The organism is Streptomyces xantholiticus (assembly GCF_014651015.1).
Classification (GTDB): Bacteria; Actinomycetota; Actinomycetes; order Streptomycetales; family Streptomycetaceae; genus Streptomyces; species Streptomyces xantholiticus.
The window spans coordinates 109,124-131,895 of the sequence record NZ_BMWB01000020.1 but is presented as its reverse complement, the minus strand read 5'-3'; the positions used below and the strand labels follow the sequence as shown (position 1 = coordinate 131,895).

Annotated in this window: 32 protein-coding genes; 19 read left to right on the top strand and 13 right to left on the bottom strand. The window is 67.8% G+C overall.

The features are described from left to right. Positions 1-19 precede the first annotated feature (19 nt). From IE198_RS36175 to IE198_RS25755, 3 genes are all read right to left on the bottom strand, one after another. Positions 20-151: a hypothetical protein gene (locus IE198_RS36175; RefSeq protein WP_268246499.1), complete on the bottom strand. Its 132-nt coding sequence runs from the start codon at positions 149-151 to the stop codon at positions 20-22. Positions 152-430: 279 nt separating this feature from the next. Beyond that, positions 431-874: a hypothetical protein gene (locus tag IE198_RS25760; protein WP_189890613.1), complete on the bottom strand. Its 444-nt coding sequence runs from the start codon at positions 872-874 to the stop codon at positions 431-433. Between the two features lie 93 nt (positions 875-967). Next, positions 968-1,417 (bottom strand): hypothetical protein, encoded by a 450-nt coding sequence (locus IE198_RS25755; protein WP_189890611.1) that lies wholly within the window; start codon positions 1,415-1,417, stop codon positions 968-970. A 450-nt stretch (positions 1,418-1,867) separates the two neighbouring features. Between IE198_RS25755 and IE198_RS25750 the strand changes: the two genes are divergently transcribed. Beyond that, entirely contained in the window at positions 1,868-2,224 is a 357-nt protein-coding gene (locus tag IE198_RS25750) for a carboxymuconolactone decarboxylase family protein (RefSeq protein WP_189890609.1), read from the top strand. 277 nt (positions 2,225-2,501) lie between these two features. Here the strand turns inward: IE198_RS25750 and IE198_RS25745 are convergent, their stop codons facing one another. From IE198_RS25745 to IE198_RS25710, 8 genes are all read right to left on the bottom strand, one after another. Further along, positions 2,502-2,909: a DUF7919 family protein gene (locus tag IE198_RS25745; RefSeq protein WP_189890607.1), complete on the bottom strand. Its 408-nt coding sequence runs from the start codon at positions 2,907-2,909 to the stop codon at positions 2,502-2,504. 189 nt (positions 2,910-3,098) lie between these two features. Further along, complete coding sequence (locus tag IE198_RS25740; RefSeq protein WP_229834322.1) at positions 3,099-3,713, bottom strand: GAF domain-containing protein; 615 nt, start codon at positions 3,711-3,713, stop codon at positions 3,099-3,101. Then, positions 3,706-4,299 (bottom strand): GTP-binding protein, encoded by a 594-nt coding sequence (locus IE198_RS25735; protein ID WP_189890605.1) that lies wholly within the window; start codon positions 4,297-4,299, stop codon positions 3,706-3,708. The genes IE198_RS25740 and IE198_RS25735 overlap by 8 nt, the downstream gene beginning before the upstream one ends. Beyond that, on the bottom strand, positions 4,277-4,669 hold the full coding sequence (locus IE198_RS25730) for a DUF742 domain-containing protein (protein WP_189890603.1): 393 nt from the start codon (positions 4,667-4,669) through the stop codon (positions 4,277-4,279). The genes IE198_RS25735 and IE198_RS25730 overlap by 23 nt, the downstream gene beginning before the upstream one ends. 3 nt (positions 4,670-4,672) lie before the next feature. Then, positions 4,673-5,068: a roadblock/LC7 domain-containing protein gene (locus IE198_RS25725; RefSeq protein ID WP_189890600.1), complete on the bottom strand. Its 396-nt coding sequence runs from the start codon at positions 5,066-5,068 to the stop codon at positions 4,673-4,675. 33 nt (positions 5,069-5,101) lie between these two features. Further along, on the bottom strand, positions 5,102-6,691 hold the full coding sequence (locus IE198_RS25720; RefSeq protein WP_229834320.1) for a sensor histidine kinase: 1,590 nt from the start codon (positions 6,689-6,691) through the stop codon (positions 5,102-5,104). Between the two features lie 404 nt (positions 6,692-7,095). Then, the gene (locus IE198_RS25715; RefSeq protein ID WP_189890599.1) at positions 7,096-7,269 is read right to left on the bottom strand and encodes a hypothetical protein; all 174 of its coding nucleotides are present in this window, start codon (positions 7,267-7,269) and stop codon (positions 7,096-7,098) included. Between the two features lie 5 nt (positions 7,270-7,274). Then, positions 7,275-7,799: a DUF5994 family protein gene (locus IE198_RS25710; protein ID WP_189890597.1), complete on the bottom strand. Its 525-nt coding sequence runs from the start codon at positions 7,797-7,799 to the stop codon at positions 7,275-7,277. 302 nt (positions 7,800-8,101) lie between these two features. Here IE198_RS25710 and IE198_RS25705 point away from each other — a divergent pair, with 302 nt between their 5' ends. From IE198_RS25705 to IE198_RS25690, 5 genes are all read left to right on the top strand, one after another. Further along, positions 8,102-8,671: a DUF5994 family protein gene (locus tag IE198_RS25705; RefSeq protein WP_189890595.1), complete on the top strand. Its 570-nt coding sequence runs from the start codon at positions 8,102-8,104 to the stop codon at positions 8,669-8,671. 4 nt (positions 8,672-8,675) lie between these two features. Next, complete coding sequence (locus IE198_RS25700; protein ID WP_189890662.1) at positions 8,676-8,927, top strand: hypothetical protein; 252 nt, start codon at positions 8,676-8,678, stop codon at positions 8,925-8,927. Positions 8,928-9,005: 78 nt separating this feature from the next. After that, complete coding sequence (locus tag IE198_RS35545) at positions 9,006-9,266, top strand: hypothetical protein (RefSeq protein WP_229834331.1); 261 nt, start codon at positions 9,006-9,008, stop codon at positions 9,264-9,266. A 44-nt stretch (positions 9,267-9,310) separates the two neighbouring features. Further along, positions 9,311-9,583, top strand: coding sequence for a hypothetical protein (locus tag IE198_RS25695; RefSeq protein ID WP_189890593.1), 273 nt, complete (start codon positions 9,311-9,313; stop codon positions 9,581-9,583). 318 nt (positions 9,584-9,901) lie between these two features. Then, complete coding sequence (locus IE198_RS25690) at positions 9,902-11,143, top strand: PP2C family protein-serine/threonine phosphatase (protein WP_189890590.1); 1,242 nt, start codon at positions 9,902-9,904, stop codon at positions 11,141-11,143. Between the two features lie 323 nt (positions 11,144-11,466). Here IE198_RS25690 and IE198_RS25685 read toward each other — a convergent pair whose 3' ends face one another. Both IE198_RS25685 and IE198_RS25680 read right to left on the bottom strand, forming a co-directional pair. Then, positions 11,467-12,216 carry an ABC transporter permease gene (locus IE198_RS25685; protein WP_189890588.1) on the bottom strand — a complete coding sequence of 250 codons (750 nt, stop codon included), beginning with the start codon at positions 12,214-12,216 and terminating at the stop codon, positions 11,467-11,469. A gap of 11 nt (positions 12,217-12,227) precedes the next feature. After that, positions 12,228-13,160: an ABC transporter ATP-binding protein gene (locus tag IE198_RS25680; RefSeq protein WP_189890587.1), complete on the bottom strand. Its 933-nt coding sequence runs from the start codon at positions 13,158-13,160 to the stop codon at positions 12,228-12,230. 336 nt (positions 13,161-13,496) lie between these two features. Between IE198_RS25680 and IE198_RS25675 the strand changes: the two genes are divergently transcribed. The 13 genes from IE198_RS25675 to IE198_RS25615 all read left to right on the top strand — a co-directional run bounded on the left by IE198_RS25675 (position 13,497) and on the right by IE198_RS25615 (position 22,470). Beyond that, the gene (locus IE198_RS25675) at positions 13,497-13,676 is read left to right on the top strand and encodes a hypothetical protein (RefSeq protein ID WP_100108210.1); all 180 of its coding nucleotides are present in this window, start codon (positions 13,497-13,499) and stop codon (positions 13,674-13,676) included. A gap of 322 nt (positions 13,677-13,998) precedes the next feature. Further along, positions 13,999-14,199 carry a hypothetical protein gene (locus IE198_RS25670; RefSeq protein ID WP_189890585.1) on the top strand — a complete coding sequence of 67 codons (201 nt, stop codon included), beginning with the start codon at positions 13,999-14,001 and terminating at the stop codon, positions 14,197-14,199. 103 nt (positions 14,200-14,302) lie between these two features. After that, positions 14,303-14,482 carry a hypothetical protein gene (locus tag IE198_RS25665; protein ID WP_100108208.1) on the top strand — a complete coding sequence of 60 codons (180 nt, stop codon included), beginning with the start codon at positions 14,303-14,305 and terminating at the stop codon, positions 14,480-14,482. A gap of 114 nt (positions 14,483-14,596) precedes the next feature. Further along, complete coding sequence (locus IE198_RS25660; RefSeq protein ID WP_189890583.1) at positions 14,597-15,433, top strand: HTTM domain-containing protein; 837 nt, start codon at positions 14,597-14,599, stop codon at positions 15,431-15,433. Then, positions 15,430-16,446, top strand: a complete 1,017-nt coding sequence (locus IE198_RS25655; RefSeq protein ID WP_189890581.1) for an alpha/beta hydrolase — start codon at positions 15,430-15,432, stop codon at positions 16,444-16,446. Before IE198_RS25660 ends, IE198_RS25655 begins: the two co-directional genes overlap by 4 nt. Then, the gene (locus IE198_RS25650; RefSeq protein WP_100108205.1) at positions 16,443-16,988 is read left to right on the top strand and encodes a hypothetical protein; all 546 of its coding nucleotides are present in this window, start codon (positions 16,443-16,445) and stop codon (positions 16,986-16,988) included. Before IE198_RS25655 ends, IE198_RS25650 begins: the two co-directional genes overlap by 4 nt. Then, positions 16,985-17,722, top strand: a complete 738-nt coding sequence (locus tag IE198_RS25645) for a class I SAM-dependent methyltransferase (RefSeq protein ID WP_189890579.1) — start codon at positions 16,985-16,987, stop codon at positions 17,720-17,722. Before IE198_RS25650 ends, IE198_RS25645 begins: the two co-directional genes overlap by 4 nt. Positions 17,723-17,745: 23 nt before the next feature. Then, on the top strand, positions 17,746-17,925 hold the full coding sequence (locus IE198_RS25640) for a hypothetical protein (RefSeq protein ID WP_189890577.1): 180 nt from the start codon (positions 17,746-17,748) through the stop codon (positions 17,923-17,925). After that, on the top strand, positions 17,922-19,640 hold the full coding sequence (locus IE198_RS25635; protein ID WP_189890575.1) for an ABC transporter ATP-binding protein: 1,719 nt from the start codon (positions 17,922-17,924) through the stop codon (positions 19,638-19,640). The genes IE198_RS25640 and IE198_RS25635 overlap by 4 nt, the downstream gene beginning before the upstream one ends. Then, entirely contained in the window at positions 19,637-21,103 is a 1,467-nt protein-coding gene (locus IE198_RS25630; protein WP_189890573.1) for a phytoene desaturase family protein, read from the top strand. The genes IE198_RS25635 and IE198_RS25630 overlap by 4 nt, the downstream gene beginning before the upstream one ends. Then, positions 21,103-21,528 (top strand): hypothetical protein, encoded by a 426-nt coding sequence (locus IE198_RS25625; RefSeq protein ID WP_189890571.1) that lies wholly within the window; start codon positions 21,103-21,105, stop codon positions 21,526-21,528. The genes IE198_RS25630 and IE198_RS25625 overlap by 1 nt, the downstream gene beginning before the upstream one ends. Positions 21,529-21,553: 25 nt before the next feature. Further along, positions 21,554-21,727 (top strand): hypothetical protein, encoded by a 174-nt coding sequence (locus IE198_RS25620; protein WP_189890569.1) that lies wholly within the window; start codon positions 21,554-21,556, stop codon positions 21,725-21,727. A 539-nt stretch (positions 21,728-22,266) separates the two neighbouring features. Then, positions 22,267-22,470: a cold-shock protein gene (locus IE198_RS25615; protein WP_004986771.1), complete on the top strand. Its 204-nt coding sequence runs from the start codon at positions 22,267-22,269 to the stop codon at positions 22,468-22,470. The last annotated feature ends 302 nt before the right edge of the window (positions 22,471-22,772 follow it).

Here is a 22,772-nt window from a genome sequence, read left to right as displayed (position 1 = left end):
AGGCGCCCCACCGCACCGCTCATCCGTTGCAGCCACCGAGTCGGCGCCCGCGGACATGGACCAGGATGACGATCACGAGGACGCAGAGGCCCGCCTCCAACGGGTGCTCCTCTACTGGCGGAATCAGGGACAGCATGATGTTCTGGAGCATCCGGGGCCTCTCTCAGGGGTATCTCGGTGACAGGCCCTGCTGACGTCGAAGGGATGCAGGGCCTGTCCTGACATCACAAGAATCGATGTCTGCCTTCGCTCTGTCATCCACGCTATGGACCTGATTACAGAGCGGAGAGAGGGAATCACGTACAGAGACTCCGACAATTTGGTCACCTAGGACTTTTCGCTCCTAGGTGACAGCATACGGCGACTGATTCTTAACTGATCGTAAGATTTCTGCCAACGTGATTGGCCAAATGGGTTGGCCTACCCCGCGTCACGAACGACGAGTCAGTTTCCGCAGCGTCTCTCTGCTCCAGCCGGAGATGCGGGCCAGATGTGCCTGGCGCACTCCTGCCATGGCGGCTTCCCGCACCGACGCCCGCAGCGCATCCGTCGCCCGTTCCAGACGCGCCTCCGCCTCCCTCCGGCGTCCGAAGTCTCGACGAACCTTGTGCTCCAAGACGCCATGCAGCGGGAAGACGGCGGGTTCGCGCTGGAGATGTACGAGAACCTGCAGTTCGTGCGACCCAGGAGCGACCAGGGAAGCGATGGTCTCCCCGTACTTCTTCACGTACCGGTCAAAGGCCTGAACAGCAGCATCGGCAGGCGTGACCGCGTGGACCCAGTTCGGGCTGATCCTCTGGGAATACCAACCCTCCGACCCTCGCCGCTGTACGTCGACGGTGTATGCAACTCGCTCTTGACGCGGAGCCTCCATGACTTCCTCCCCTTCGTTCCGCCGAGGCCACGGCATGCCTGGTCTGTCAGGCCGGTGAGCGATTGCTGTAGGTGATGTACTGATTGGGACTGGTCATGTGGGCGGCACGGGGGTGAAGGTGAGCACCGGACGCCAACCTCCCCTGTGCCCGAGCCGTGCTTCGAGGCGGACCCTGTAGTCCCGCATCTCCGGCACGAAGCCGGGGGTACGAGGGCCAAACTCGATGAACAGTTGCTCTGTACTCCGGCCGGCCACAGCGAAGACGGCGGGCATGCTCGCCTTGTCGTCCTCCATGGGCCTGAGTTGCGGCCACGAGTTGCGCCACGACCATGGCAAGGCCGGGTCCAACTCGCCCAGGAAGCGGATCTGAAGGTCCTGCACGATGATCGGCTTGGCGCCTGTTTTGTAGAACACAATCGGCAACCGCAGCACAGTGAGGTGCTGCGGAGCGGCAGCCGCAAGGGATTGCGGTGCGAAGGACCTCAGACGGTCCTGACCAGCGTTGAGCCACCAGAACGTGGCCACCGTGAAGACCAGCACCACCGGCCACAAACGCCGTGAGGGGGAGCGCAGAGGCCTGCCCTTGCGCAGACAGCATGCATATGTACACATCGAAAGCATGGCAGGGATCACGCGATCTCAGTTACCCCGTGCCCCCTACGTGCCCGATCGAGCAGCGATTTACGGGGAGAAGCGGGGAGCCAGCCGGGAAGGCGCACGCCAGCGTCGCGCCAGGTCAGCCCCACTCCATGTACGGGTCTTCCAAACTGGTGCTCCAGGACTCAGGGGCGTCGGCGCTTGACTGGGCCATTGAAATTCCGCCGACCTATTCGCTACGGACTCCCGCTCATCCCCCGATTCACCTGCTCAGCCCGACATGCGCTCGGTCCTCGCGGCTCCTACCGTGGAAAAGTCAAGGTCGATGCGCGGGGGTTCCGGCTTCATCGGGTGGCGCGTGTCGGCCCCGCACAGCACCTGGAAGGCGGACCGGACATGGTCACAAGGTCAGACACCCCCGTTCTCGACACGCTCGCCGCCATGACAGTCGACTCGGTCGAGCGCTGCGGCCTAGACGAGAACACGCTTATTCTCACCCGCCTTGCCGCGCTCGCGGCCATGGACGCACCGGCGATCTCCTACCTCGCGCATGTCGACCCTGCCATCAAGGCCAACCTGACGGCCGAGCAACTGCAAGACGTTCTCGTTGCCATCGCCCCCGTTGTTGGCACGGCACGCGTCATGTCGGCCGCAACTCATATCACCGAGGCACTCGGCATCACCATCGCATTGGCCGAGGCCGAAGCCGAAACAATGGCCGAGGCGGGAGCCCAGAGCCGGAGCAAGTCCTGAGCGAGCCCCCGATGAGGCATACGGCCCCTCGCCTGGCGACAGGGGTGAGTGTCAAACTGCGTGACAACGCCGACGCACAGCGGCAGACAAGCACGCATACCTGCGGACCATCGCAGCAGGTGAGAGGTTTCCGTACGACCGGCGCACGAGAATGGCACCGGATGGAGGGCAACCGCGGTCGACCGCGGTGCAAGCCGAGGATGCAACGCAGGGCCCCCACAGGCCGTTTCGCCTGTTCAAGCCCGAAAGTGCTCGGCACTGCCCATGATTTCCGAGCTCAGAGGGCTACGTCCGACGACAGGACCGCCTCGGTGAAGTCGGCCGGCGGCTGGTAGTCATGGGCCTCGACGTAGTGGGCGATGAGTTCAGGAGCGGCATAGGCGACGCCGTCGCCCATGACTCGTATCTCGGCGCTTCCCCGAGGGCCGTGGAGGCGCCTTGCAGGGACGATCGAAGTGCACCATGGACAGAGGTGGAAGCCGCGGGTCTGCTGTGCTCTGTGGGTGCGGGCCATACCCTTCAGCGTCTCGACCAGACCTGGCGGTGGCGCACCTTCCGCATACCCCTCGCCGCGGTCGAGCCAGCCGACGTTGAGCAGTGTGACGCCCCGCCAGACGCCCGATGCCGTCGGATCCCAGTTGTCTCTGTCGTATGTATACGGCGTCAGATCTGCGTAGTACGTCATGGCGGATGTCTACCAGCAGACGCACTGGATGAGCACCGGAAGCAGCGGTGAACCACGGTCATTCCGGGGCGAAGCCCAAGGGTGCCCCCGGAAACGCCTCGGACCGGAGAACGCCCTTTGGCACCTCATCGGCCCCGACTCTCGGCGCGGTCTCGCGGCCGTCCTTCGGGTGCGGATCCGGTGCAAGGCTCACGAGCCGTGCGCCCGCCGCTCGATACGCTCCACCAGGTCGGCCGCCATCGTCTTGATGGTCTCCAGCCCCTGTTGACCCCAGGGATGCGGATCCTGGTCCACCACGCAGATCGTGCCCAGCACCATGCCCGTGTTGTCGATCAGCGGAGCGCCCAGATAGGAGTGGATCCCGATGGCGTCGACCACGTGGTTCCCAGCAAAGCGTGGATAGTCGCGGACATCCTCCAGCACCAGAGCCTTGCGCCGCCTGACGACGTGCGGGCAGAAACCGATGTCGAAGTCACGAGGCATCACCCGGCCGGGCACGGGATCGTCGAGAAGGGGGGACTCCAGGTTCACGGTCGTGTCGGCGGCGGCGCTGTACAGGCCCGCGAAGTACTGACGGCTCTCGTCGACAAGGAAGTTGACCCCCGCGTAGCACCCCCCGGTGCGCTGCGCGAGTTCACGCGCGAAGTCATCGAACTCCGGAACGGGCTTGTCCTCGATCCCCAGTTCCCGAAGTCGGCGCGTCCGGGCCTCTGCCTCAGGGTCTTCCGGAGGGAGAAGCAGATGACGTACGGCGATCGCTATGTCCCCCCCTCCGAAGGGAGACTTGTACACCATCTCAGACATGCGAACTCCTTGAAGTGATCAGATGCTGCACGAGGGAAAGTAGAACCCGAATACCCGAGCTGGACAGGCGGGCATCACACAGGACCACCGGGACCTCAGGCTTGAGGTCCAGCGCCGCCCGCACCTTTTCCGGCTCATAGCGGTGCGCCCCGTCGAACTCATTGACCGCGACGACGAACTTGATGCCACGTGCTTCGAAGAAGTCGACAGCCGCGAAACTGTGGTCCAGCCGACGGGTGTCGGCGAGCACCACCGCACCGAGCGCACCGGCGGACATCTCGTCCCACATGAACCAAAAGCGCTCCTGACCGGGCGTGCCGAACAGATAGAGCACGTGGTGGGGGCTGATGGTGATCCGGCCGAAGTCCATCGCGACCGTGGTGGTGGCCTTGTTCTCCACCCCCTCCAACCTGTCCGTGGCAGCACTGACCTCGGTCAGCAGTTCTTCCGTGCTCAGCGGCTCGATCTCGCTCACTGCTGCCACGAAGGTGGTCTTGCCCACTCCGAAACCCCCGGCGACCAAAACCTTGATTCCCGTCGGAAGGGAGTCGGCGCCGGGAGCCTCAGAGTCGTTTGAGGAGCCCATCCCGCAACGCCTCCAATAGATCTAGATCGGGGGGAGAGTATGACCCCCGCTTTTCCGTGTCGAAGCGCCGTGTGACGACCGCCCCCCGCTCCAGCAAGTCGGACAGCAGCACCTTGATCACCGTTGCCGGCATGCGCGTGTGCCCCGCGATCTCAGCCACCGTGACCGGCGTCCGACACAGGTCAAGCACATGTCCGTGATCCAATCCGAGGTTGGTCCGCGGCACGGTACCCGTGGCCACCACCATGGTCATCAAGTCGAATTGGCAGGTGGGTCTGGTGCGTCCGTCACTGACGGTGTACGGCCGAACCAGCCGCCCCAGGGCATCATCGAGCAACGGCCGATGCGGATCGTCCGGGTCGTCCGGCATCTGTCACTGCCCCGCCGGCTGACGGGGAGCTGCCCCCAGGTGGCTGCGGACGCTCTTCACCATCTTGGTCATCTCGTAGCCCAGCACGGGCACATCCGCCTCGCGCCCGGCCAGCACTGCCAACAGGGCGCCCTGCCCGGCCGCGGAGACAAAAAGCATTGAGCTGCTGAGTTCGGTCACGATCTGCCGCACATCATCGCCGTCATCGAATCGCCTGCCGGCACTGCGCGCCAGAGAGTGGAGCCCGCTGGCGAGGGCCGCCAGATGATCCGCCGCGTCCTTGTCCATTCCGTCCGAGGCCATCACCAGGCCGTCCGATGACAACAGCAGTGCGCTCCGCGTATGCGGTACACGCTGCACGAGGCCGCTCAACAGCCAAGAAAGATCTTCGCTCACCACAATTGCCCACTTCTCCTCAAGGACGTGAAACTGCTAGGGGGCCCGGTCCGGTCGAATCTCCCCGCCGAGGGACGGGGAGGTGTCGGTTTCCTCGGAGTCCTCAGCCAGGCGGACGCCGCTCTGGAACGCGGCCATCAGGCCGGGATCGTGATCTTCTTCCTTGGGCGCCGCGGAAGCGCGGGGGGACTGCCGCAATTCCGGGGCGAGGTGTTCCTGACGGCGCCGCTGGGGCAGCACGGGGGGAGCATCTCCCTGCGCGGGGGCCGCGACGGGGGCGAGTAGTGGTTCGGCCGCCGGTTCGGGTGCCGGGCCCCGAGCGGCGGACGTGTCCGGCGCAGGTGCCTGCTCCGTCGGGTCGCCGGCGTGTCCATGAAGGGAGGCGGGGGTGCGGTCCGACTGTTGCTGCTGTGATTCCACCACGTCCGGGCCCCGCCCCAGCAGCTCGTGCGGCAGCACCACCACCGCCTGTGTACCGCCGTAGACGTTGCTCTGGAGTCGTACGACGATGCCGTGCCGCCGGGCCAGCACGGAGACCACATACAGGCCGATGCGACCGTCCTTGAGCAGCTCGCCCAAGGCGATCCCCTCAGGGGAGGCGAGCAGGGCGTTCATCTCGTCCCGCTCGGTGGAGGTCATGCCCAGACCGCGGTCCTCGACCTCGATCGCCAGCCCGGCGGTGACGTGCTCGGCCCGCAGCAGCACCTGGGTCTGGGGGCGGGAGAACACGGTGGCGTTCTCCACCAGCTCCGCCAGCAGGTGGACCACGTCGACGACCGCGTGCCCGCTCACCGTCCCGTCCACCGGAGGCACCATCTTGACCCGCGAGTACTGCTCGATCTCGGCCGCCGCGGAACGCATCACATCGGCCATGCTGACCGGTCGGGTCCACTGGCGATAGGAGACGTCGCCGCCGAGCACGGCCAGGTTCTCGGCGTATCGCCGGATACGGGTGGCCAGGTGGTCCACATGGAACAAGCCCTTGAGCAGGTCAGGATTCTCGACCTCGTTCTCCAGGTCGTCCAGCAGACCGATCTCGCGGTGCACGAGAGACTCCAGCCTTCGGGCCAGATTGGCGAAGACCTCGAAGTGCTCGTCGCCACGCTTCCGTGCCCCGGGCACCACCGCATTCGCCTCGGCGACGCGCTGGGCGGATGCGGTCCCTTGCCCCAGCCGATCCAGCGCCTCACCCGTCCGCTCGGGCAACCGCCCCGGCTGATGCCGCTCATTTTCTGTCAGCTGTTGGCCGCGCTCCATCTGACGTCGCAGTTCAGCCAGTTCGGCCTGGCTGCGTGCGGCGAAAGAGCTCAACTCGATATGGCGGCGTGCCACGGCGCGCGCCTGACCGGCGGCGATGAACGCTGCGCCCGCGAGGATCATGCAGACCAGCAGCAGCGTGCCATTGAACAGACCCCAGAAGGCGCTCTTGTCGACGTGGCCCACGCCTGCGGTGAACAGGAGAGCAGCGGCTGCGGCTCCGGTGATCGTGACCAGCACGGCAGGCAACACCGCGAGAAGCACCATGTGGCGCTCAACTGCCTTGCCGCGCCCACCCATGGTGTCAGGGACATGCCACGCCTGGGGGTAGGCGGACACCGTCTCCTGGTGGGCATGAGCGGGCAACATCAAACGTTCCTGCATCACAGTCCCTGGTTGCATATCGGCCAGCAGGCTGAAAAGTGTACGGCGCACGTTACCTCTAACGACACCTCACGTCACGGGTGGTGAGGCCGTGGGGATTGGTTCGCCGACAACTCAAGCGCAGTGACAGCCGCAAGCTGTGTGGAGCCTATGCGCAGACCAGCGGCCGCGGACGATCCGTGACGACCTTGTTATTCCGAGGCTCGGAGCGCGGGTTCGAGTCACCGTCACCCGCTCGACGACGGGGAAGCGGACCGCTCAGCTCCCCCTCGGCCACCATGCGAGCCCGGCACCAGCCCTCCATTCATGACCTGGTCCATGACCTGGGCACCGCAGGCGGTCCAGATGCGGGATCTTTCGCCGCCCTGTCGTGGAGCATCAGCCACCGGTTACCGGAGGCGGCGTTTCGGTGCCTGCCGGCGGCCCACGCGTATACGGAGGAGGACCAGGTCGGCAACGAGCACCATCACGCCGATGATGAGCAGGTAGAACAGCCCCTCGACCACCGCTCCGATGAGGCCCAGCACGATCGCCACGATGATCAGCAGGAGAAAGACAACCATCTGCATCACCTCATATCGCTGCGTTCCTTGCCTGTCCGGGGATCCTCCGTGGCGACCGGGTGTGTCCGGCCGGTGCCGGTGTCGATGAGGATCTGCTCGGCCGTGGCACTGTCGGCGACGACGGCCCGGGCCATCGCCGCGCGTGCCGCGTCGGGTGTCGCGTGAGGCGGTATCACCAGCAGTGAGAAGTGGTCCCGATCGCCTCGGGTGATGAGGACGGTGTCGTCACCGACCGGGAAGGAGTCGATGTGCACGACGCGGTCGTCGATGATCAGTCGTGTCGGTAGTTCTTCCCAGGCACTGGAGTCGAGGCCGACGCGGGTGACAGGTCCGAGATGCTCGGTCAGCGCGGAGATCAGGCTGGGCAATTCGGCGCCGATGTCGCGGGAACGCGGCCACCATGCGCCGTCGAGGATTCCCTCCCGGACATGTGTCGTCTCCAGCCGCAGAAGTGCTGTTCCAGGTTTCACGGCCTCGTGGATCGAGTCCGGCAAGAGCTTCGTTTCACGCGGGGTGTCGGCGTCGGACATGGTGTGCTCACCCGTCTGCGGGGGTCGGTATGCCTTCGTTGATCGCCTGGGATGGCGTCCGGGGGCTGCCGATTTCACCGTACTCCGTCAGCCGACGTCCGCGTTCGCCTGAGGGCTGCGGGCCGCGGATCCAAAAGTGGGTTCCCATGGAAGTCGCTGGTCACACGCGGGTTCACCGGATCGTGCCCGGAGTACATTGGAGACACCGGGAGTACTTCGCACACCGGCTCCCACGCGGGTGTCGTTCTCGGCGAGCAGCAACACCGGGACTGTGACGATGCGCCCGGGGACAGGTCCGCGCCATGACCGCGATCATCGACCGTATGACCATCAGTGGGCGCGTGGCCTCGCCACCGGCACGCCTGTCACTGACCCCGGCGGGGTCGGTTCCAGGTCTGCTGGACGGTGCCTGGTGGCCTCGCTCCCGCGATCTTTCCCGTGAACTCCCCTCCCTTGTCGAGGTGCTGGACGCGTGCTGGGGCCGGATCACGCGTGTGACGGTGAACCCGACCCACTGGCCCGTGATCCCGCGCAAGGTGGCCGTGGCCGGGCACACGGTGCACGTGGGCTGGTTCACCGACGAGCAGGACCCGCACAAGCTGATCCTTCTTTCCTACACCGCAGGCCGCTGGGATCTGCTGGTGATCCCGCCGGAGACCGGTGAGGCTGCCGCCGGCCGGCTGATGGCCGCCGCGGCCGCCGCGGGCGGGCTCGCCGCCGCCAGCGGTCTGATGGCGAGCGAGGACATCGCCCGTGATGCCAGGGACGCCCTGGCCCGGGAAGTGGAGTGGGAGACCGACGGCGGGCACGCTTCAGCGGCGGGCGAGCAGCCCAATCCGACCGGGCCCATGAGCTCGGTCCGAGGGAGGTGAGGACATGGAGACCGCCATCACCCTGTCCGTGATCTTCGCGATGATCACCATAGGAGTGCTGTTGATCCATCTGCTCAACGGCCAGCACCACGAGCGGATCGCGGCATTCCACTACGGCGATGCCTTGCCTGGAATCGGTCGGCGGGGCCGGAAGAGCCGACAGCGGGCAGAGCACGCCGGATCGCCCGTCGTCCCCGCTCGCCCCGTCGCCTCTGCTCACAGGGAAGACCGAGAGGGGGCCGCGGATGACGCATGACCTTCTCCTGACCGGGGCGATGGGTGTGGCGCTGCAGCGCCCGCCCACCGGCACGTCGACCTGATGAACGAGGCCACCATGAAGCCACCGGAACCACCTGCGGACGGGCGCGCAGAGGTGCGTATCGTCGCGGCGTCCCCCGAGACCGCCCGTCGGGTCGCAGAGGTACTTCGTCATTGCTTCGCCGCCACCGAACAGCGCAGCTACCCCGCCGGCAGCGAAGGCGGAACCCGCCTCCACCTGACTGTGGACACCACGCACACACCACGGCTGGCGCGGCCCTGGCTGGCAGCCAGTCGGTCCTCCGATCAGGACCGCACACAGACGGACGAAGTCTGAGGCAAGGGCCCTCGGCCGGTGCCCGGCCCGAGTGGACGGCAATCATGGCAACACTCCACGAGCGGAAGAACTACCGCGAAGCGATCATGAGGACCCTGTACGAGGCCACGGAAGGCAATCGCCTCCTTGGCGTCGCCGGGGCGAAACTGCGCGACGACCTCCACATGCCCGAGCAGGATCTGGCCGCGGCCTGCACGTATCTGGCGGGCGAGGGGCTCATCACGGTCGACTGGGCACGGGGAAATACACCTGCGATGGTCACGCTGACGCATCAGGGAATCCGGTTCATGGAGGCCGAAGAGGAGGAACCCCGCTGACGCGGCGCTGAGCCTTTCCGATCAAGGACCGCAATGCACAAAAAGTTCCTCATGCCGGATAAGCGGCACAGGCATAGCATGGTGAACGGGTCGGTGCACTCTCACGTGCAACCGCCCGGAAGGGCGACCCCGGTGTGTATACGCCGGGGTCGTTGCGCACGGTCGGCGCGACGGCAGGGAACAAGCCGATCCTCGCGCGTATGGCGGCCGAGCGATGCATCGAAGCCAAGCACCACTGCGCCCTGTGACCCACTCGTTGGAGACCGCTGACTCGACAGGTGAAACGAAACCAGGCCGGCGAGGTGAAAGGGCACGGTTATGGCGGAGGGTGATCGGCAGCCTGGCAAGGACTCGGTGGACCGGTCGGAGGGGTTCGGTGAGCGGCTGCTGGGGGTGCTGCTGGACCGGGCACACGAGATGCCGCCGCAGCTGATCGCCCCGCTGATCGCGGAAGAGGTGGCCCGGGTCGGTGGCCGGGACATCTCGATCCTCCTGCAGGACTATGCACAGCTGCTGCTGGTGCCGCTGCCGGGTAGGCGGCTGGCCGTCAGCGAGCCCGAGCCGATCGGTGACTCCCACGCCGGCACCGCCTTCCTGCGTGCGATCCCTGTCGAGGTACCGCAGGCCGACGGCATCCGGATGTATCTGCCGTTGCTGGACGGCAGCGACCAGGTGGGAGTGCTGGCCGTCACCATGGAGACCGTCGATGACGACGACCGGCGCCTGCTGCGCAGGCTCGCCGGACTGATCGCCGACATGCTGGTCACCAAGCACAGCTACACCGACCAGTTCTTCCTCACCCGGCGCCGTGAACCCATGAGCGTGGCCGCGGAGATCCAATGGTCTCTGCTTCCGCCGCTGGCGATGTCCGTGCCGCAGGTCGCGGTGGCCGGAATCCTGGAGCCCGCCTACCACGTCGCCGGCGACAGCTTCGACTACGCGCTCAACGACGACATCCTGCACGTGGCCGTGATTGATGCGATGGGCCACGGCCTGAACGCCGCCACGATGGCCACCGTCGCCATCGGCGCTTACCGGCATTCCAGACGTGCCGGTATCGACCTGGCCGAGATCTACACGTTCATGGATCGGGCCATCGCCGACCAGTTCGGGCCCGAACACTTCGTCACCGCGCAGATGATGCGTCTGAACATCACAACGGGCCACCTGCAGTGGGTCAACGCGGGGCACCCCGCACCGCTGATGATCCGCAAACACCGGGTCATCCGGCGGCTGGAGAGCCCGACCACTTTTCCCGTCGGATTCGGAGGTGAAGAGCCCCAGGTCAGCGAGCAGACACTCCAACGCGGCGACCGGGTGCTGTGCTTCACGGACGGCCTGATCGAGGAGCACGAAGCCGGCGAGGAGCAGTTCGGCGTGGAACAACTCATCCACTGGGTCAACCGCATCGAGCACGCAGAGGAGGGAGTGCGGGCAGTGGTGCGCTCGCTCTCCCACACGCTGAAGGAGGAACGGGGCGGGAGCACCAGTGACGACGCGACCCTCTTCCTGATCGAGTGGCGCGGGGGCGCCGCCGACCACCTCGCCGTCCTGGAGTAGGCCGACAACCGCCCCCGTCGTCGACGGAGCCGATGGCGCGCAGGGCCGCGGCTCCCGACCCCGTTGCCGGCCGTCCGACATCAGCTGCCGTGCACGGTTCGCAACCCGTTCGCCGAACGACACGCACGTCCAGGTCGTACGACCGTCCACCGGACCGGCCGCGAACCCACCTCCGGTCCCGCGTGCCCCAGCCCTGGAGCGTTACCTCCCGTCCATGGCCGCATGGATCAACGATTCAGCCGCCGGGGCGGGGTACGGCGGGCGACGCAGTCGAGGCCGCCGCCCTGTCCGGTTGCAGTGCCGCTTCGTGACGACCGCCGGCGTCAGGTGCGGGGCTCCCAGCGGAATCTGCGGGCCGCGAGCCACGCGAAGAGAGCCGTCCACGCGATCGCCAGCAGTCCTCTGATCGACGCGCCGGCCGCTGTCAGCTCGCCGGTCCACCCGGAGCGCACCAGATCGACCGTCGGGGACAGCGGCGCGAACAACAACGCGTCGCCGAGTGCCTCGGGCAACACCTCGCGGGGGATGTAGATCCCGGAGATCATCGGCAGGACGAAGATGGCCGGGAGCGTGGCGACCAACACGGACTCGACGGTGCGGCACAGTGCGGCCGTCGCGGCCGCCATTGCCGTCATCAGCACCACTCCCGTGAGCAACCCGGCGACCGCGGCCAGCGGTTGCCGGGGTGCCACACCGAACATCACCGACAGCACGACCGCGACCGACACGATCTGCACCACGGCGATCGCGATGTACATCGACGCGCCGCCGGCGAGGATCACCGGGTCGGACACCTCTCCCGTACGCAGCCGCTTGAGCACGAGCTCCTCTCTGCGCGCCACGTACAGTCCGGTGACGGACGAGTACAGGGAGAAGATCAACAGAATGCCGACGGCGGTCGACACCATCAGCGGGCCCGGGTTCAGGCCGTGCTTGTCGAGCTCCATCTGGTCCTGCACGAACCGCATCGACACCAGGAGCATCAACGGCACGAACAGCACGAAGATGTAGTTCGCCTTGATCCGGTTGAACAACTTCCACTCGATACGGAACAAGGCCTTCATGTGCCGCATGGCCAGACCGTTCACTCCGCAGTCCCTTCCTGGCTCGCGATGCTGATGAAGGCCTCTTCGAGGGAGGCCGGCCGCGCGGTGAACCGGTCCAGCGTCACGTCATGGCGCTCGGCCCAGGCGAGGAGCCGGCCGGCGTCCTGCTGCAACTGCCCGGTCGTGACGGTCACCCGTCCGCCCCGCTGCTCCACCCTGCCGCTGACAGGCAGATCGTGGACGGTCCACTTGTCAGGCAGACCGAACGACAACGTCGACGAGTGGCCGGCGACGATCTCCGAGACGGTGCCGGAGACGGCGATCCGTCCCCTGTGCATGATCGCCAACTCGTCCGCGAGGGACTCGGCCTCTTCCAGGTAGTGCGTGGTCAGCAGGATCGTCGTGCCCTGTTCCTGGAGGCTCCTGACGAGCCGCCAGGTCGCGTGGCGGCCCTCGGCGTCCATGCCGGCCGTCGGCTCGTCGAGGAACAGCACGTCGGGCCGCGACAGAGTGGCGACGGCCAGGTCGAGACGGCGCCTCTCGCCGCCCGAGAGGTTCTGCACCATCACGTCGGCGCGGTGGGGCAGCCCGGCGAGTTCGACGGCCTCGGCGACGGGGCGGGACCGGGAGGTGAGCCGGGTCCACATCTCCACGCTTTCCGCCACCGTCAGATGGGATATGAAGCCGCCCTCCTGCAGCATCACCCCGGTGCGGGGCCGGATACGGCCGCGGTCGGCGACCGGGTCGAGTCCTCCGAACAGACGGATGCGTCCGCGGTGCGGGGCGGCGAGGCCCTCGAGGAGTTCGACGGTGGAGGTCTTGCCGGCGCCGTTGGTTCCGAGGAGAGCGAACAGCTGCCCGGGCCGGACGGTGAAGCTGACTCCGCGTACGGCGTCGAACGCGTTCTTCCCCCGCCCGTATCGGCGCCATACGCCCTCGGCATGAATATGACTGCTTTCCTCTGGAGTCATGCATCCTTCCTCGAATCAATAGGTAGGGGCGGTTCGATCCTTTCATGCGCGAACAGCGCGAGGCGAGGCACGGAATTGTAGATTCCGTGAAAGTGGCCCAGCGCAATCGGAACCTCAAATTCCGCGAAAGTAATCACACTGTGACGCCGATCACATAGGTAATTACTTGATCAAGTGGATCCAGTCGTTCATATACTGACGGCACGTTCACCGGCGCAGGGAATGACCACCCTCCGCCTGGTGCCGCGGACACCCGACGTTGCGTCGCCCGCCCTCCAGGCAGGCCCCTCCTGGCCGTCCGCGCAGTCCACGTGATCGCAAACAACGGGGAAGCTCATGTTTCTGAACAAGGTGAATCAGGACGTCTCGCTCGAGGATTTCGTTGCCGAGCGCGGCCCCGAGGCGCGCATCGCGCCCATCATGGCCACTCCGGCCATCTTCACGCCCGCGGCCGTCAAGGTCGGCGTGAGCGCAGGCGCCGCGGCCGCCGCATACATGGCCACCAAGGTCAAGTAGCGCCCCTCGGCGTCGGCCATTGGCCGCTGTGGCCACACCCGCGCACGCACACCGATTCTTCACAGTCGGCACGAGCCACGGTAAAGTCGAAGTAAATTCGTCATCGGCCCAAAGCCCCGCCTGACGCGCGCCCCATGGTTTCCCTTTTCACGGCGAGCATCGTCCCGGATATTCATTTCGAGCCGACCTTGCCTCGGTCGAGAACATCGCATTTCTCGACGAACAAGTGGCGATTTCTCTACATCAGAATTCCCGACGCCGGGCATCCGCGCGGTGGTGGGATGTTCCCTGCCCCGACATTCAAAGGAGAGGAGGAAAACACATGCTGACGCACAAGGTGAACGCCGACGCGTCCCTCAAGGGGGCGCTCACGGCGGGCGCGCCCGCTCGCGGCACGGCTCCCGTCATGGCCACTCCGGCCATCTTCGCGACCCCCGTGATCGCCAAGGCCGCCGGTGCCGTCGTGGGTGCCGGTGCTGTTACCGGCGCTGCCTACGCGGCGTACAAGACGGCCACCGGCTGAGTCCGGGGGTCCCCGGTTCCGGGGAGTCCGGTTCTGGCAGACAGTGCAAGTGTCTGCCAGAACCGGAGCCTGTCCCGTGTATCAGATTATTGGAGGATGCACCATGTCCGTGCTCGTTGAGAAGGTCAACGCAGGCGCCGGCCACGCGGCCGACGGCTCGATCGCTCCCGTGATGGCGACCCCCGCCGCGTTCGTGGCCGGCGTTGTGGCCGGCGGCAAGGTCTCCGCCGTCATCACCGCCGCCGCGGGCGTCGGCGCTGCGGTCAAGGCCTGCCAGAAGTAGCGGTCGCCGGCGGGAAGCCTCCAGCAGTTCGGGGTTTCCCGCCTCGGCCTTTCGCCGCCCACGGCACCTCACGCCCCCTCGCCACCTCAACCGACATGCGACCAGGAACAGATCATGCTGTCACGTCTCCGCAGAGCCGCTGAGTCGGCGTGCGCGAAGCCGCTCACCACCGCCGAGCGGCTGTCCGCCGCCACTCATCTGCTGTCCAGCCTCGAGTACATCGTGCGCCGGACCGACCGGGAACCGGGCGGCCTGAACGACTGGACCCACACCAGGGCCCAAGTTCCCGCCAAGACCAGGACGATGCAGGCCGTGAAGGACTTCATCGCCCGCGAACCGGTCACCCAGGTTCTTCACACGTCCCGTGCCCTGGCGGCCGCCGTGCTCATCTCACCGGTGAAGAACAACAAGGTGCGGATGGTCGCCAACGCCTATCTGGCGGGCAGTCAGCTTCTCATCTACCCACGGCACTTGTTCGGCACCGACGGTTCCGATCAGGTGTCCTTCCTGGTGCAGACCGCCGCCGCCCTCGGCCGGGCCGGCGGCACCGACGCCACCCGCAACGCCGCCGTGCAGTTCATCGGCGCCCAGACCGTCCTGTCCTACGGGGCGTCCGGCTGGGCCAAACTTCCCGGAGACGCCTGGCGGTCCGGCGACGCCCTCGCGAAGATCATGCGCACCCAGACGTACGGCGACGAGTGGTTCTACAACCAGTTGGAGAAGTACCCGGCCGTGTCCCGCGCGGTCTGCCACACCGTGCTCGCCCTGGAGTGCGGTTTCCCGCTGCTGCTCCTCAAGAAGGGCAAGTACATCGACGCCGGACTCCTGGTCATGGGCACCTTCCATGTGGCCAACGCCCGCTTCATGGGCCTGTCCCGCTTCGCGTGGGCGTTCGCGTCCACCTATCCGTCCGTCAGGGCACTCGCGAAGGGCACGGGGGAGGCGGCATGAGCCGGATGACGTTCCCGAAACTCACCACCGCGGGCATGGCCGCGTGCCTGGCCGCCGGGCTCGCCCACCAGGGTTACGCCACCCTCGCCACCCGGTCCGGCCACGCGGGCTTCGAGCGGCACCGCCTGCGCTGCGACAGCGGCAACCTCATCACGTACCACGTCCGGCGTGGCGCGGCGGGCGGTCCGACGCTGGTGTGCGACGCCGGTCTGATGAACTCGTCAGCGGCTTGGCTGCTGGTCGCCGACCACCTCGACCCGGCGATCTCGGTGGTCCTCCACGACCGGGCCGGATACCGCACGTCGCTGCGGCGCTGCCCGGAGGACTATTCGCTCGGGGAGTCCGTGAACGACCTGGTGGAAGTCATCGCCGACGCCGTCCCCACCGACGGCCCGTGCGTGCTGACGGGGCACTCCCTCGGCGGCTACCTCGCCCACCGCGCGGCTGCCGCCGCCCCCGACCGGGTCCACGGACTCGTACTCGTCGACCCCACCCATCCCCGCGAGTTGCTGCACTCCCGCAGACAGCGCGAGGGCTCCCGTGGCGTGAACCTGACGATGAAGCTCGGACCGTGGTCGTCGGTGTTCGGGACCGGTCTGCTCATCGACAAGAAGGGCCTGTTCTCCTTCGCGGAGGGAAGCCCGCACCTGCGGACGCTGCGCCTGGAGGGCTCCGCCCCCTCCACATGGCGCGCCGGGCGACGGGAGTGGGACTACTCGTACGCCTTCATGCTCGACGGCGGGCGCCCCCTTGACCGGCTGCGGATCCCCGTCTCCGTGGTGGCAGCCGATTCGACGATGCGGGACACCCCCGAACACCAGGACCTGTACGACGAGTACGTCGCGTCGGGCAACGGGGGCCGGATCGTGACCATCCCCGGCTCCAGCCATCTGTCCATCACGGGCGGTGTCGAGCATGCCCCGCTCACCACCAGGGCGATCGAGGACGCCGTGGCGGCGGCCGCGGCGCAGTACGCCGGAGAAGACCGGCAGGAGCAGGGGGCCACGGCGTGAGCAGAACGTCCACGGTGATGGAGCGGGCGGTACCGGCGATCCTCGCGGGCTGGTTCGTGGCGTCCGTCCTGGGCCAGCATCCCGACCGCAGCTACGACAAGGTCCGAAGCGGCGACAAGACGGGCACCGGGATCCTCATCCCCAACTGGCGTTTCTTCGCGCCCAACCCGGCCGTGGAGGATCAGCACTTCCTCTACCGGCTCGCCAATGAGGACAAGACGGAGCACACCGAGTGGCGGGAGGTGTACTCCATCGCGCCACGCAAGCTGATCCACGCCTTCTGGTTCCCCGGCCGCCGCGCCGAGAAGGCCATCTTCGACGTGGCCTCCACCCTGCTGAACAACCCGGGTGCGATGACCCCACTGCACAAGGAGGCCAAGGAGTCCGCGTACCTGCTCGTCAACGAATTCGTCCGCCGGCGCCTCACCCCTGAGCCCGGATTCCCGCTGTTCCAGGTGCTGCTGGTGCGCTACTCCGGCTACGACCACAGCGAGGACCCCAAGTACGACATGGTCTTCGACTACGAAGAGGTGAACCCGTGACGCAGCCCGCGCAGGGCGGGCGGGACGTGCAGTACGGGACCGCGGTCGCGTCCGTGTACGACTCGCTGATCGCACCCGCCCTGCCCGCCGAGGCCGCCGTCGACCGGCTGCGCCCGTATGTGACCGGTGCCCGGGTCCTGGAGATCGGCGTCGGGACCGGCCGGGTCGCCGTCCCCGTCGCCGCCATCGCCGCCGAGGTGGTCGGCCTGGACAACTCCCGGCCCATGCTGGACGAGTTCCGCGCCAAGACCGTCCCCGGGAACGCAACGCTGGTGCAGGCCGACTTCCGAGCGCCGCTGCCGGTCACCGGCCCGTTCGACGCGGCCTACTCCACCATGGGATCGCTGGCGTGCGTGACCGACCGCGAACAGCTGACGGCCGCCCTCTCCCACGTGCGCGACGTACTGGCGCCGGGCGCGACCCTGTCCATGGAGTACTACGCCACCGGCACCTACCGGCCCCTCGTGGCGCAGCACACGGTGACGATGCCCACGCCGCACCACGGTGGCACCACCACCTTCACCATCACCCTCGACGACAGGGACGTCCTCACCATGGGCACCCGCATCGACGAAGCCGGCAAACCGCCGGTGGAATTCAGCGAACACGTCCTCCTCATCGAGCGCGACGAGGTCGAAGGCTGCCTGGACCGGGCCGGATTCACCGTCGAGCACGTGTACGCGGCCGAGAGCCCGCAGCCGTACGACTGGTACACGGCGCGCGCCACCAAGTAGGCACCAGAAGGGAGGAGCCGGCAGTGCTGACAGCAAACCGTCTGACGTGGTTCGCCATCGCGTTCGCCTTCGCCGTACCGAGCATGCTGGTCATGTTCCGCGACGACGGCGTGATCACCCGGGACTCGTGGATCAAGGGCTTCGTGTTCGCCGCGACCATCGCCGCCGTCATCGCGGCCGTCTTCGGCAAGGGCAGCCGGTGAACACATCCGTGATCGTCCGCCGACACCGCCTGCTGCTCGCCGCCGGCACCCTTCTCGGCCTCGTGGGCACCGGCGCCACCCTCGTACAGCCACTGCTGATCGGCGATCTGATCAAGGCTGTCGCGACGGACCGGCCCGTGCTGTGGCCGATCGTGTTCATCGCCGCCCTGTTCGCCGCCGACGCGGCTCTGGCCGCGACACACTTCTATCTGATCGGCCGCGCCGGGGAGAACATCGTTCTCGACATGCGCACGACGCTCACCGGCCGTCTCCTGCACGCCCAGGTACGGGCGTTCAACAAGCTGGAGCACGGCGATGTGTTCACCCGGACCGTCGCCGACACCTCGATCGCCAGGATCGCGCTGTCCTCGTCCGTGGCCCAGATGATCACTTCGGGGTTCACGGCCGTCGGCTGCATCGCCGTCATGGCGTGGATCGACTGGCAGATGCTGCTGGCCACGGCCGGCTGCCTCGGTGCCGCCTCGGCGACAGCCCTCGGGCTGGCCCGCGCGGTCCGCAGGGCGGCGGTGGAAAACCGGACGGACACCAGCGACTACGGCTCCGGACTGCTGCGGGTGCTGGGAGCGTTGACCACGGTGAAGGCGTCCCGGGCGGAGCAGCGCGAGGAGGAGCGCCTGCGCACTCTCGCCGACGCCGCACGGGACAGTGGGCTGCGCGTCACCCGGCTGTCGGCCATGCTGATGCCCGCCATGAACGTCGGCACGCAGGTGTCACTGGCGGTGGTGATCGCGTGGGGCATGGCGCGCACCGCCACCGGAGCCCTCCCTGTCGAGCAGCTGACGGCGTTCATCATGTACCTCTTCTACCTGGTGTCTCCGCTGGTGATGCTGTTCATGGCGCTCGGGGAGTTCCAGCAGGGCCGTGCCGCCATCGACAGGGTGCGGGAACTGGCCGCCGTGGAGCAGGAGGAGACCGGTGCCGCGATGGGCCCCGGCACCGTCGAGGGGGCACCGGCGGTCGAGTTCGAGACCGTCACCTTCAGCTACGGCGACACCGCGGCCCCGGCCGTGAGCGACGTGTCGTTCTCCCTGCCCGCCACCGGCGTGACCGCGATCGTCGGCCCGTCCGGCGCCGGCAAGACCACCCTGTTCCAGCTCGTCGAGCGCTTCTTCACCCCCGACCGGGGCACGATCCGCCTGGCCGGAGCCGACACCGCGACGATGCCGCTCGGCGAGCTGCGCGCCCGGATCGGCCTCGTCGAGCAGGACTCCCCCCTGATGCGCGGCACGGTGCGGGAGAACCTCACGTACGCCCGCCCGGACGCCACCGACGCCGACATTGCGGAGGCCTTGGAGGCTGCCCATCTGACCAAGGTCGTCGAGGCCCTGCCGGACGGCCTGGACACCGAGCTCGGCGAAGGCGGCACCGGTCTGTCCGGCGGGCAGCGGCAGCGCCTCGCCATCGCCCGAGCCCTGCTGACCAGGCCCGATGTGCTGCTCCTCGACGAGGCCACCTCGAACCTCGACTCCGACTCGGAGACTGCCTTGCGCGACGCCATCACCACCATCGGCGGCCGCTGCCAGGTCCTCACCATCGCGCACCGCCTGTCCACCACCATCGGCGCCGACCGCATCCTGGTCATCGAGGACGGGCGCCTGCGCGCCATGGGCACGCACGACGAGCTGATGGACGGTGACAGCACCTACCGGCGGCTCGCCGGCCGGCAGCTCGCCCCCGCCGGGGCCGCCACATGAGCCTCACGACGAACGCCGCGATCGTAGGCACCGGGCCCAACGGGCTCGCCGCCGCCGTGACCCTCGCCCGGGCCGGCCTGAGCGTGTCCCTGTTCGAGGCGGCCGACACCATCGGGGGCGGCCTGCGCACCGAGCCGCTCTTCGACCAGGACGTGGTGCACGACATCTGCTCGGCCGTCCACCCGATGGCCGCCGCCTCCTCGTTCTTCCGGCAGTTCGACCTGCCCGCTCGCGGAGTGCGGCTGCTGCAGCCCGACATGCCGTACGCCCACCCCCTGCCCGACGGGCGGGCGGCGGCCGCCTGGCGCAGCGTCACCCGCACCGCGGACCACCTGGGCGCCGACGGCCCGCGCTGGGCCCGGCTCATGCAGCCGCTGGCCGACCGGTCCCGGTCCGTGGTCGACCTCCTGCTGTCCGACCAGCGCACCCTGCCGGCGGACCTTCTGACACCCCTGCTGCTCGTCCGGCGGGTGCTGGCCCACGCCACCGGGCGCACACCGTTCACCACCGAGCCGGCGAGGGCGCTGCTGGCGGGCGTGGCCGCGCACGCCGTCGGCAAGCTCCCCTCGGTCGCGTCGGCGGCCGTCGCGATGCTCCTCGCGCACACCGCGCACAGCAGCGGCTGGCCCCTGCCCCAGGGCGGCAGCGCCCGCATCGCCGATGCCATGGCGGCCGACATCGCAGCTCACGGCGGTGTCTTCCACACCGGACATCGCGTCAGGGACCTGGCCGAGCTCGGGGACTTCCCGCTCGTCCTGCTGGACGTGGGCCCCAGGGAACTCCTGGCCATCGCCGGTGAGCGGCTGCCCTCCGGCTACCGTCGTGCCCTGCGCCGCTTTCGCTACGGACCCGGAGCGGCAAAGGCCGACTTCCTCGTGTGCGGCCCCGTACCGTGGGTCGACCCGCTCGTGCGGCAGGCCGGCACGGTCCACCTCGGCGGCACCCGGGCGGACATCTTCCGCCAGGAAACCGCCACGGCCGCCGGCAAGCCGGTCCCGGACCCGTTCGTCCTCGTCGTGGACCCGGCCGTCACCGACCCGTCCCGGGCCGCTGGGGGAAGGCGGCCCGTATGGGCCTACGCCCACGTCCCCAACGGCGACACCCGCGACCCGGTCGACCTGATCCGCCGGCGCATCGAGGAGTACGCACCGGGCTTCACCGACACGGTGATCGCCTCCCGTGGCGTCTCGGCCGCCCAGTACGCGACGTACAACCCCAACTACGTCGGCGGGGACATCGCCGCCGGTGCCATGACGCTGCGCCAGTCGCTGGCGCGCCCGACGGCGCGCCGGGACCCGTACACCACCCCGCTGCCCGGCGTGTACCTGTGCTCGGCGTCCACGCCTCCCGGGCCTTCCGTGCACGGCATGTGCGGCCATCTCGCCGCCCTGTCCGCGCTTCGCCGCCACCACGGCATACGGACCGCGCCCGACCTGTCCCCACGGAAGAAGGAGTTGATCTGATGCGTGCTCGCACCCCGGTCGCCGCGGCGGCCGCCGTCGGCGCCCTGCTCGCCGTCGCCACCCCGGCCACCGCCGAGGACGGCGGCAAGCCGGCCGGGACCGTCGCGTGGTCGGCCGGACACGAGAGCGCCGGCGCTGCCGGTGAACGGTGGATCGAGCAGCCCGGCGACCTGGTGATCAGCGGAAAGCTGTCCAACACCGGTGAGGGCTGCTACTCCGTGTGGACCCGCTTCGTCAACGACTTCGCCCCTGGTCCGCTCAGGAAGCAGGCCGAGGTGTGCGGCGCCGGCGCTGTCGACGTCCATGTGCGGCAGGCGTACCGGCCCACCACCACCGGCCGGCTCACGGTGTGCAAGGGCACTGAGGATGTCAAGGACTGCGGTCCCTGGCAGAACATCACGTCGTGGCCGGTCAACCGGGACTGACCACGCCCATCGAAGGAGAAACAACATGAACGGCATCGACAGGAACGACCTGGACGAGGTCATCGCCAAGACCTTCAACGAGGTCAAGACCGCCGTGAACACGCACAGCGAGAAGAGCCTCCAGATGTACAGCGGTGCCCTGCGGGCACTGGTGGAGCTGCGGCAGCAGATCCTGTCCGAGGAGCGGGTCGCTCGCTAGTCATCGCCGAGCGTCGGTCCTCCAGGCCCCGATCGCGGCCTGAAGGACCGACGCTTTCGCGTACGCGGCCGCTGTCGCGCAGCCAGAGCAGCGAGAGCCGGACCGGTGGGACACCGTGGGTGAATGGTGGGCCCGGCCCCCGCCCTCCCAGGCCCTCGGCGGCCGGTCCGGCGGCGGGTCCGGGGCCGGCCGGACGAGTCGCACCGCATTGCCGGGGCACCGCCCCTCGAGCCAAACGCTGTGCTCCGGACGAACCAATATCTGTGGCCGCGAAATGAGAAATCGACGCAACACCTGATGAGGTTTTCTGACGCAACAGGCGGAGCGAAATCATGCGCCGCGCACAGCCGATCGCGGCGTGCTACTGTCGAGATCAGTTGCAGTTGTGGTTCCCAGAACTTCAAGCGCCCTCATCGGCTTTGGATGCCAACGAGAGTGCTTTTGTATTTCCGGTCATTACCCGGGCAGGGCAATCATCGCGGCGACGTGGAATCCGCACAGTGTGGAATCCGATGCACTGCCCCGAAGGAGATTCAAAAATGGCTACTGGCACCGTGAAGTGGTTCAACGCGGAAAAGGGTTTCGGCTTCATCGAGCAGGACGGTGGCGGCGCTGACGTGTTCGCCCACTACTCGAACATCGCCGCCCAGGGCTTCCGCGAGCTGCTCGAAGGCCAGAAGGTGAGCTTCGACATCGCGCAGGGCCAGAAGGGCCCGACGGCGGAGAACATCGTTCCCGCCTGACGCTGACGCGCACAGTCGTAGCTGGGGCCCGCACCTTGGGTGCGGGCCCCAGCTACGTTCCACTCCAGGGCACAGGCCCTTTTGTCATGCCGTGGCGATTTCACCGGCGACATGATTTCGAGAGCTCCGCAGCCTCTCAGTACGGCGGATGCTCCACTCGAGGCTCCGGGCCTCCAGTCTGTCCAGAGCTCCCCGTACTCGGCGCCCGGTCCCTCCGCACCGGATGGCGCCACCCATTTTCAGCGCCCCGACCCCGAGGATTTCCTCGCCGGTCGATCTGCTTTCGCATGTTGGCCCGTTCT